Below are 351 nucleotides of genomic sequence, written 5' to 3'. Positions count from 1 at the left end.
CATATGTCTGGTGACTATAGCAAGGAGGTCACACCTGTTCCCATGCCGAACACAGAAGTTAAGCTCCTTAGCGTCGATGGTAGTCGAACTTACGTTCCGCTAGAGTAGAACGTTGCCAGGCAGTTTTTTAATCAAATTTTGGTTAAAAAATAAAATAGACAAGATAAAAAAGTTATTGACTTAAATGTTAATAAAATGTATAATTAATTCTTGTCGGTAAGAAAAATGAACATTGAAAACTGAATGACAATATGTCAACGTTAATTCCAAAAAACGTAACTATAAGTTACAAACATTATTTAGTATTTATGAGCTAATCAAACATCATAATTTTTATGGAGAGTTTGATCC

At 31.9% G+C, this 351-nt stretch carries 1 rRNA gene; it reads left to right on the top strand.

Going from position 1 to position 351, the window contains the following annotated elements:
- Positions 1-6 precede the first annotated feature (6 nt).
- Positions 7-121 (top strand): 5S ribosomal RNA (gene rrf / locus IDG45_RS13775).
- Positions 122-351: the final 230 nt, after the last annotated feature.

The organism is Staphylococcus sp. EG-SA-10 (assembly GCF_017151945.1).
Lineage (GTDB): Bacteria > Bacillota > Bacilli > Staphylococcales > Staphylococcaceae > Staphylococcus > Staphylococcus aureus.
Note: the sequence above shows the minus strand (reverse complement) of the source record. Positions and strands in the feature narration are given on the sequence as shown.